The 9674-nt window shown below is 45.8% G+C and carries 8 protein-coding genes; 4 read left to right on the top strand and 4 right to left on the bottom strand.

The genetic code is table 11. The features are described 5' to 3' along the window. Positions 1-268: 268 nt before the first annotated feature. Together murJ and surE are read right to left on the bottom strand one after the other, a co-directional pair. Positions 269-1864 (bottom strand): murein biosynthesis integral membrane protein MurJ, encoded by a 1596-nt coding sequence (murJ, locus tag PN462_RS18545; RefSeq protein ID WP_272130315.1) that lies wholly within the window; start codon positions 1862-1864, stop codon positions 269-271. Between the two features lie 102 nt (positions 1865-1966). Further along, the gene (surE, locus tag PN462_RS18550; RefSeq protein ID WP_272130316.1) at positions 1967-2647 is read right to left on the bottom strand and encodes a 5'/3'-nucleotidase SurE; all 681 of its coding nucleotides are present in this window, start codon (positions 2645-2647) and stop codon (positions 1967-1969) included. A 29-nt stretch (positions 2648-2676) separates the two neighbouring features. On the opposite strand from surE, the gene PN462_RS18555 reads away from it, so the two are divergent. Beyond that, positions 2677-3549: a CPBP family intramembrane glutamic endopeptidase gene (locus PN462_RS18555; protein ID WP_272130317.1), complete on the top strand. Its 873-nt coding sequence runs from the start codon at positions 2677-2679 to the stop codon at positions 3547-3549. Between the two features lie 212 nt (positions 3550-3761). Here PN462_RS18555 and PN462_RS18560 read toward each other — a convergent pair whose 3' ends face one another. Next, positions 3762-4838, bottom strand: coding sequence for a Gfo/Idh/MocA family oxidoreductase (locus PN462_RS18560; protein ID WP_272130318.1), 1077 nt, complete (start codon positions 4836-4838; stop codon positions 3762-3764). A gap of 484 nt (positions 4839-5322) precedes the next feature. Here PN462_RS18560 and PN462_RS18565 point away from each other — a divergent pair, with 484 nt between their 5' ends. The 3 genes from PN462_RS18565 to PN462_RS18575 all read left to right on the top strand — a co-directional run bounded on the left by PN462_RS18565 (position 5323) and on the right by PN462_RS18575 (position 8367). Then, positions 5323-5763, top strand: coding sequence for an SRPBCC family protein (locus tag PN462_RS18565; protein WP_272130319.1), 441 nt, complete (start codon positions 5323-5325; stop codon positions 5761-5763). 42 nt (positions 5764-5805) lie between these two features. Then, positions 5806-6447 carry a hypothetical protein gene (locus tag PN462_RS18570; protein ID WP_272130320.1) on the top strand — a complete coding sequence of 214 codons (642 nt, stop codon included), beginning with the start codon at positions 5806-5808 and terminating at the stop codon, positions 6445-6447. 207 nt (positions 6448-6654) lie between these two features. Then, positions 6655-8367 carry a diflavin flavoprotein gene (locus PN462_RS18575; protein WP_272130321.1) on the top strand — a complete coding sequence of 571 codons (1713 nt, stop codon included), beginning with the start codon at positions 6655-6657 and terminating at the stop codon, positions 8365-8367. Positions 8368-8548: 181 nt separating this feature from the next. On the opposite strand, the gene PN462_RS18580 is transcribed toward PN462_RS18575, so the two are convergent. After that, complete coding sequence (locus tag PN462_RS18580) at positions 8549-9436, bottom strand: hypothetical protein (RefSeq protein ID WP_272130322.1); 888 nt, start codon at positions 9434-9436, stop codon at positions 8549-8551. Between the last annotated feature and the right edge of the window lie 238 nt (positions 9437-9674).

The raw sequence follows: 9674 nt of genomic DNA on the forward strand, positions 1-9674 counted from the left end.
ATATAAAAGTAGCATTACCTAAATACTTACTCAACCCGTTTTAACGGGTTTTAGCTATTAGCCTTGGGTTTAAACCCAAGGAATATAAAAGTAGCATTACTTACTCAACCCGTTTTAACAGGTTTTAGCTATTAGCATTGGGTTTGAACCCAAGGAATATAAAAGTAGCATTACCTAAATACTTACTCAACCCGTTTTAACGGGTTTTAGCTATTAGCCTTGGGTTTAAAACCAAGGAATATAAAATAAGTGAAACCCCAAAACCTATTTAGCCCCGCTTAAAAAACTTCTGTTTTAACCGAGTCACAAGCAGATTTAACTCCGGTAACTGTAACAGCATAGCCAACCCCATAAACAAACTCACAGCCACCCCACTACAAACAATTAAATCCCCCAATAACCAGAATATATTATCCGTCCCCAACCAACCTTGCCAGAATTGACTTACCCCAAAACTCGCCAACCCAGCAACAGCACTAATACCAAACAACGCCAATAAAATCATCCCCCATTCCCTAAGCGGCAACCCATCTAAACGGCGATTTAACACCCCAATTAAAATCAACATAGAAGTCACATTTACCCCAATAGTGGCCATCACCAAACCAGGGGTTTGAAATTGATTAACCAACACATAATCTAACCCAGCATTTAAAAAGATATTAAATAAACTCACCCGAAACGGCGTTTCCCCATCCCCTAACGCATAAAACACCCGGACTAACACATCTCGCGCTAAATAAAAGAACATCCCAAACCCATACGTCATCAACACAGGGGCAACAAAACGGGCTGCATCTGCCGAGAAAGCGTAGCGTTGATAAATTACCTCAACAATGGGGCCAGAAAGGGACATAAAAATCGCCGTAAGCGGCAACATCGTTAAAGCCGTTAATAAAATCCCTTGGCGAATCCGGTTTTTTAACTCATCCCAATTTTCCGGGGCCGCTAACTTAGAGAAAACAGGCATAAACGGCACTAAAATCATATTAGAAATAATGCCCAGAGGAGTGAGAACAATAAAATTGGCGTATCGCATGGCGGCGGCTGCCCCAGCAATATAAGAAGCAAAAAAGAGGTCAGTATAAACATTAATATGCAGCATCCCCGATGAGAGAGTTGCGGGTGTCATTACTCGTAGGACTTCTTTTACCCCTTCATTGCCTAAATCAAATCTTAATCGGAGTTTGCCCAATTGGGACTGCATTTGCGCCCACAGTTGCGCCCCCCATTGTAATACTCCTCCTGCTAAAGTCCCTCCCGCTAAGACAACCCCCCCCAAGCGGATATAGTCTGGGGTGTTAATGTCTCCCCCCACTTGCCACGCTAAGACCCCTAGGCCAATTAAGACGGCTAAACTAGAGAATAAGGGGCTAATACTGGGCAACCAATATTGATCTGCTGCATTGAGGGTCCCAAAGCCAATGCCAATGAGGCCAGCTAATACGGCGAGAGGGGACATAATTCGCAGTTGTAAGATAGCTAAACTGCGGGTGGTTTCATCTAACCCAGGGGCGAGGATATCAATAAAAAATCCGGCATAGAGAATTAAAACTCCGCCAACCCCCAGTAAGACTAAACTGACAACGGTACTCACGGTTTCAACAATGTTGGCCGCTTCGGACTTATCGCGTTTGGAGAGGACACTGACGAGGGCGGAGTGAAAGGGCCCATTAATGCCACCGAGTAAGATGAGGAGAAACCCCGGAATAACGTAAGCATAGGCGTAGGCGTTGACGACGGGACCCACTCCAAAGGCGGCAGCGATGGCTTGTTCTCGAAACAGGCCAAAGATTTTACTGATCAGGGTGGCTAAGGCGACAATGCCCGCTATTCCTGCTAAGGAGGTCTTTTTTTTGGTCATACAAGGGCGTTTGTTGTCAGTAAACAGTAATCAGTAAACAGTAATCGGTGTCCGGAGGCAAAAGACTGATTTTTTACGGGTTACTGCGTCTAGGAGGGAGTGTCAAAGTTTAATTTGGGTGACGGCAATGTTTCCCGAAAAGCAAACATCGACATCTGTTCCTGCCACTCGTTCCCGTTGGTTATATTGCCCTTCATACCCATAGAAGTCCCCCTCGACGCGATATTTCACCGGAAGCGGGTTAATACTGGGCTGACAGAAAATAATCTCTGGGTCGGGGGTATCGGGGTCTAAATGGGGCAAATTGACATTCCAGAAAGTCCCCACCGGGAGAGTCATGGTCATTAATTTATCTAAGACTTGCTTAGTCCAACGGGTGGCCCGGTCCCAGTCTATTGTTAGGGGCCGTCGTCGCCAATGGGAAATGGCGATGCCTGGGATGCCGTGAAAGGCGGCCTCTCGGACGGCGGCCACCGTTCCGGAAATGTACACATCAACCCCCATGTTGCCCCCTGCATTGATGCCAGAGAGAACCCATTGAATTTGTTTTGGGTATAACTGAGCTAAGGCCACTCGTGTACAATCAGCAGGTGTCCCCTCAACGGCATAATGGGTGGGGGTTCGCTTTTCCACGCGGAAGGGTTGTGAGGTTGTCACCTGATGACCACACCCAGAGAGTTGTTGATGGGGGGCGATGATGATACTTTCTCCTGAAACTGCGTTCTGTAAGGCTTGGATTCCGGGGGCTTCAATGCCGTCATCATTCGTTAAAATCAGTACCATTTGATTGAGTTTTTGTCAAGTCTTGGATAATGGCGATCGCAAATCCGTTTTCTCAGTTTAAATCCCGTTGGTTATTTTTGGCCTCTCTCGTTTTAATTTTTCTGTCTAGTTTCTTATTTGGGTTTCTCAGTGTAATTTTTAATCTCCAAGAGAGTGACCCCATTGTTACTTACATTTTTTCAATTTTTGTCTTTGGGACATTATGCTTATGGATTTTATTTGTATTTAGGTTTCTTCATATTAAATTCACCTTGATTCTAGGAGAAATATCATACCAATATAATTGGTTCTTTCTGTTAATTTTAACCGTATTTTTAATTATATTTTCCCTAGGGTCTGCCCTAGTCTCTTATTCAATTGTTTATGCGATCGCTCCCCAATGGATGGATGATTTCTTGCAATCCTTAGCCCTACAAGACCAAGCCCAATCTCAATTTCCTTTAGTCAATAAAATTTTAGAAGTCTTAGTTTTAATTATTGTAGCCCCCATGACAGAAGAATTCGTATTTCGAGGCGTTTTATTACATCGTTGGGCAACCAAATGGGGATTAATTCCCAGCATTTTTACCACCTCTTTACTCTTTGGAATTGGTCATATTAACCCAGTGGGTTTAACTATGGTAGGGATTATTTTATGTATTCTTTATTTAAAAAGCAAAAGCCTAATTATTCCCATTGTTGCCCATGGATTAAACAATGGAATTGTCGTTATTATTCGCTTTTTCTCGGAAACCTATCCCGTTACTGAACCCCAACCCTTACAAGAAACCTTTACCAATTGGCAAAATGGGTTAGTCTTAATGGCCGTCTCTAGTCCCTTTCTTCTCTATTACATTTATAAAAACTTCCCCAGTCCTTCAACCCCATTACCTTACTTAGCCAATCAAATTGAAAGATTGTAATGGGTAATTGGAATAACAAGAACTAGAATTGCAAAAAAATGATTCTAGTGCATGTGGGGCTGAAGCCCCCACTACGAACTGCTAGGGAATCCTCGTGCGTTTACGCCGAGGAGGATGTCAAAACTTCTAATGGTATCGTTAGTCACTCAACCCGTTTTTAACGGGTTTAAACTATTAGCCCTGGGTTTAAACCCAAGGCCCATTCCCCCCCATTAAAGAGAATTCAACATTTCTCCAGACATTGACTGAGGCGGTTGCCAATCACAATCATGTTTCCAGACCTGTCCATCTAAAGCCATTTGTTCAATCGAACTAGCTAACCGCAACGCTTTCAACGCTTGTTCACCCCCCACAGACGGTTGATTTCCCCCTCGAACACAGGTGACAAAATGTTCTAACTCTGCATGAAGTGGCTCAATATTACTCGTATAAACCTTCTCAATTAACCCATCCTGACGATACAACACTTGGCCATAATCCGTCATACAGTTAGCCGTTGTTTGTCGATGGATGAGAATTTCGTGATTGAGAAAATCCGCCTCAGTGAGAGAATTCTTACAATGGGCTGCAATACTGCGAATTTTGCGGTGAGTCACTTTACTGGCCGTCAGGGTAGCCACAATACCATTAGCAAACCCTAACGTCGCCGTCACATAATCTAAATACCCCGAATCCGAAGCGCGACTCCCACTCGCTGTCACCGTGGCAATAGGCGAATTGGTCAAGTCTAATAATAAATCAATATCATGGATCATTAAATCCAACACCACCGAGACATCATTAGCCCGGTTAGAATAGGGACTCATCCGGTGTGCTTCTAAGGCCAAGAGTTCCTCGGTTTTTAAGACTTTACTCAACTCTTGGAACGCGGGATTAAACCGTTCAATATGACCCACTTGTAAAATACAATTGGATTCTGCGGCAGCATTCACCAGAGACTCAGCTTCCGTAATATTCGCTGCAATAGGTTTTTCGATGAGAACATGAACCCCTGCTTTTAAACAACTCATCCCGACAGGATGGTGTAAACGAGTAGGAACAGCCACACAAACCGCATCTACATAGGGTAATAGGGCGTGATAATCTTCAAAAAACCGGACTCGATACTTACTGGCAGTGTCTAACCCTCGTTCAACATTAATATCGGATACCCCCACCAGTTCTACATCTTTGAGTAAACTTAGCACCCGTGTATGATGTTGCCCCATATTGCCCACACCGATGACACCAATGCGGATGGGTTGGGGATAATTTCGCTGGGTTTTGCTGTCTTGATGTTCCTCTGACATCCTCTTTTGCACTCCTGTCGCTCCTCTACTGCTAGGACTGGCTTTTTGGAACAGTTATAGCCTCTCGAACCATCCAGATAGTACCACAGCAGTCCCGAATATGAAGACATAAAAACATGAGTCGGTTTGGTGGATGTGGGTGGTGGGTGAGGGCAATATAGACCTAGAGCTATCTTCTCAAAAGGGTATCTCTTTTGGGGGATTGCTGTGTGTCACTTTTTGGGTTGTCCATTCTGTCCCATCCCGTCAAGATAAACAAGCGAAACCGCAGTCCACCCACTCTACTACACCTCTTTCTCCTCAAAATCAACCATCCTCTAGACTTCCCCCTCCGTGTCCTTTCCGTGTCCTCTCCGTGTCCTCTGTGTCTCTGGGGTAAACTCCCCTCTCAACCGACCCCCTCCCCCTGAGCATACCGAAGATACATGAACAACTGCTAGACTTTCTCATAGAACAACCCGCAACCCATAACCAACAACCCAAAATGTCTGATTGGCTCGAACATAGCGTACAAGTTGAAATAGAAGCCCCCATGACCCTCGTTTGGGAATCTTGGGCAGATTTTCAAAAAATGCCCATTTGGATGAAATGGATTAAATCGGTACAAGTCTTAGAAGATAACCCCGACTTGTCCAAATGGACTCTCGATACCGGAGGGTTAGAATTTAGCTGGTTAGCGAGAATTCTCACCATTGTCCCCCATCAAATTATTAAATGGGAATCAGTGGACGGTTTACCCAATCGAGGCGCGATTCGCTTTTATGACCGCCATACAGTGAGTGTAGTGAAACTCTCCGTTGCTTATGCCATTCCTGGAGTCATTGGGCAAATTATGGATAATTTATTTTTAGGTCGGGCCGTTGAATCCACCATTCAAGAAGATTTAGAACGCTTTCGGGAGTATATTCTCGAACAGAAAAATTAGGTTAAGCTTTTTTAGGGACTCACGATTTTCAGGGCAAAACAGATGGAAGCACTCTCGTTCACTCACATGGCATTGGCGGAAGACGATGCAGAGTTTTTAGCGGCCAGAGAAATTAAACTTCCGGTGAAAGAAACCACCTCTCTTGTCTTGGTGGCTACCCTACAAGGGGGGTATGTCCAAGGGAGTGAACCTTTTACATCTCAAACGGTTCAACAGACGGTGAAAGGGGAAAAAGTGGCAAAAACAGCCCCCCTCGTCCCTTCCCAAAGAGAAGACACCTTTCAGGAGTTTCAAGACATCGACGGACAAGGGGACAATACAACCCAGTGGACAGTCCCCCCCAACCGTATCGAAAAAAATGCTCCCGTTGAACCGTCTTCAGAACAAGACTTGGCCCGGTTATCTCGGTCTTATCCTCGCCCGTATTATAGTCGCGCCCGTTTACCTGAAGAATTAAAAATTTCGCCCTTTCATTTAGTCAACCGGGCCTATCGAGGGGGGTATAAAGACTCAGGCATTCCCAGTTATGGGGTGTTTGTCACCGCGTATCGGAGTGGCCAACTAGATGCTAAGGACTTAATTCGGGCCGGAGTCATTCAAGGCCGACTCACGACGGCAGATTTATATGATCCCACTTATATTAATGCCGTCAAGTCACAATTAGAGGGGTTGACGATGCCGTAATGTTGACCCTCCCCAAGTTATAGCAGTAATCAGCATCCCAAGGCAGAGGGAGGGTTGGCGTGGGGGTAAAGATAAATTTTGCTAAATTCTGATCTTGATTATTGTAATTAATCCAGTCCAACTATCTCTTTCACAAAGCAGATTGGACGGAATTCCCTGAGAGAGTAAGCTAGTAGTTAAATCCTCACGCTTTAGGGAAAAATAGCCATGAAACCCCGTGACGTTCAAGTTTTACCCATTGCACCAGAAACGACAGTCTTGCGATCGCGCACTTGGGAGCGATTAAAATTTGAAATCGAATATGCCCTGCAAAAAGGCACAACCGCCAACTCCTTCATCATTCAAGGAGACAAAACCGCCCTCTTTGACCCCCCCGGAGAATCCTTCACCGATAGCTTTATCTCCGCCCTGCAAAACCGGATTGACCCCAAAACCCTAGATTACGTCATCTTAGGCCATGTCAATCCCAATCGGGGGGCTACCTTAAAAGTTTTATTAGACTTAGCCCCTCAAATTACCTTGGTTTGCTCCAATCCTGCCGCCATCTCCCTGCGTAAAATCCTAGAAGGACAAAACCCTCAGATTCATGTCATTAAAAAGGACGATAGCCTTGATTTAGGACAGGGCCACCAACTGCAATTTATTTTAACCCCCAGTCCCCGGTGGTCTGATCAAATGTGTACCTATGACCCCAAAACCGAAATTCTCTACACCGATAAACTCTTTGGGGCCCACGTTTGTGGCCAACAAATCTTTGATGAAGGGTGGCAAGTCTATAATGATGACCGCCGTTACTACTTTGACTGCTTAATGGCCCCCCATGCCACCCAAGTCTCGGCGGCCTTAGCCAAACTCACCGAACACCCCGCCCGCTTATACGCCACCGGACACGGGCCCCTCGTGCGCTATGGGTTACAAGAACTCACCCAGTCTTATGAGAATTGGGTAGAACAGCAAAAAAAGCAGGAAAACAGCGTCACCCTCCTGTACGCCTCCGCCTACGGCAACACCGCCACCATCGCCCAAGCCATCGCCAGAGGCATCACCAAAGCCGGGGTGGCCGTCCAGTCCATCAACTGCGAACAGGCCGATCCCGACGAAATCACCACCGCCGTTGAACAATCAGCAGGGTTTATCATGGGATCACCCACATTAGGCGGCCATGCTCCTACTCAAGTGCAAACCGCATTAGGGTTAGTCCTTTCGACCGCAGCCAAAAGTAAATTAGCCGGGGTTTTTGGCTCATTTGGGTGGAGTGGAGAAGCGATCGATATTCTCGAACAAAAAATCCGCGATGCCGGGTATAAATTCGGCTTTGATCCCATCCGAGTTAAATTCAAACCCACCGATCAAACCCTCAAATATTGCGAAGAAGCGGGAACAGACTTCGCGCAAAAAATCAAACGCCAACAGAAAAGCCGCAAACCCCGTTCCTCCGTCACCGAATCCCAGTCCGCCCGCACCGAACAAGCCGTAGGACGCATTGTGGGGTCATTAAGCGTCGTCACCACCAAAAAAGGGGAACTGAGTAATGCGATGCTGGCCTCATGGGTATCTCAAGCGAGTTTTAGTCCCCCTGGGTTAACTGTAGCAGTAGCTAAAGAACGCGCGATCGAAGGACTCCTCTACAACAACGATCAATTCGTCTTAAACATCCTCAAAGAAGGCAAACAACTCCGCAAACACTTCATGAAAAACTTTGCCCCTGGAGAAGATCGTTTTGAGGGGTTAGACGTTGAAGAAGCCGAAAATGGCTGTCCCATCCTCAAAGGGGCATTGGCCTATTTAGAATGCCGTGTCTCAAAGCGTATGGAATGCGGCGATCATTGGTTAGTTTATGCCGTAGCCGACTCCGGCAACGTTTTTGATCCCGACGGTGTAACCGCCGTCCACCACCGCAAAACCGGGGTTTATTATTAGTACAGTCAGAAACCGGGTTTCTATCGAGGTTAAACAGTCATATAGTCCCATGAACAAAGAAACCCGGTTTCTCCAACCCGAACCCCTAGCCAAAGCCAAGAAACCGGGTTTCTATCGGGGTTAAACAGTCATATAGTCCCATAAACAAAGAAACCCGGTTTCTCCAACCCCCACTCCCCAATTAAGATTTGTTTAACCTCTGATGCTCCGTTTTCGCTAACTCCGCCCGAATCTGGGGAATTTGCTCCCGGATAATAGCAGCCAACACAGCCACCATAAAACCAGCAATCAACGCTAACACCCCCACCTGCACCGGAGAACGAGAAGAAGATTGCTGCTGAATATCTGATTCTTCCTGCACTTCAAGGGAATAAATTTGCTCCGTAAAATCTTCCAAGTCCGCGAGAGCTTTTTGTAAATACTGCTGATCAAACTTTAGCTCCGTCATTAAGGCGATTTGTCTTGCTCGTTGACCTTCTAAGCTACCCAGCCTAGGGTTATCTGTATTCGCTGCAACTCCGGGGGTTTCAGCAATCTCCGCCTCAATTGTCCTCAAGACTACCTGCTCCCGACTTAATCGGGTTTCAAGTTGGGCAAGCTCCTGTCTAATTTCCGACTCTAAAGATTGTTGAAAATCCTGTGCCAGTTGTTCAAAGGTTTCCTCTGTTGCTGTCGGAAGCGGTTCAGGGGTAGGAGCTTGGAGCGTTAGATTAACCGTATCTGCTTCTTTATCATAAGTCGCATTTAGGCTGACAGCATCATCCTCTTGATCATCATTCTTTTGCTCGTTTAGAAATTCGGTGGCTGCATTATTCGCTTGATTGGTATTGCTGTAAGTGGGGATAGCAACACCACTACTACCCGAAAAAGGAACTGTAGTCGGTTCTACGGAGAAAGTAAGGGATTTTTGATAAAAGGGGTCTGCTTGTTGGATGAGAGAGTAGGCAACCGCTACGGCAGTAAGTCCTAGGGTGGTGATGCCGATCAGTTTCCATTGTCGTCCAAAAAAACGGATAATATCAACTAGAGAAATCTCATCATCGTAATCAGGGCGGTGTTCTGTTTCCATAGTTCGATTAAATTGAGGTCGTGATCTTCTTTTCGATTCAGCATAGCGGTAAACTGGATAAGTGTTAATCAAGATGTTGGGAAGCAGTAGCTCAACTGTCAGCACCTCTTCCTTGAAGGAAGAGGCTTCGTGCCTTCCTTCAAGTAGCTGACCCGTCTCTGTCCTTCATGGACTCCGTTTCCTAAGCCATCAAACCCTAAAATGCGTAGCTAGTTTTAGGCTCTTTGTCTGGTCATTA

Source organism: Spirulina sp. CS-785/01, assembly GCF_028330525.1.
GTDB lineage: Bacteria > Cyanobacteriota > Cyanobacteriia > Cyanobacteriales > Spirulinaceae > JAQMSD01.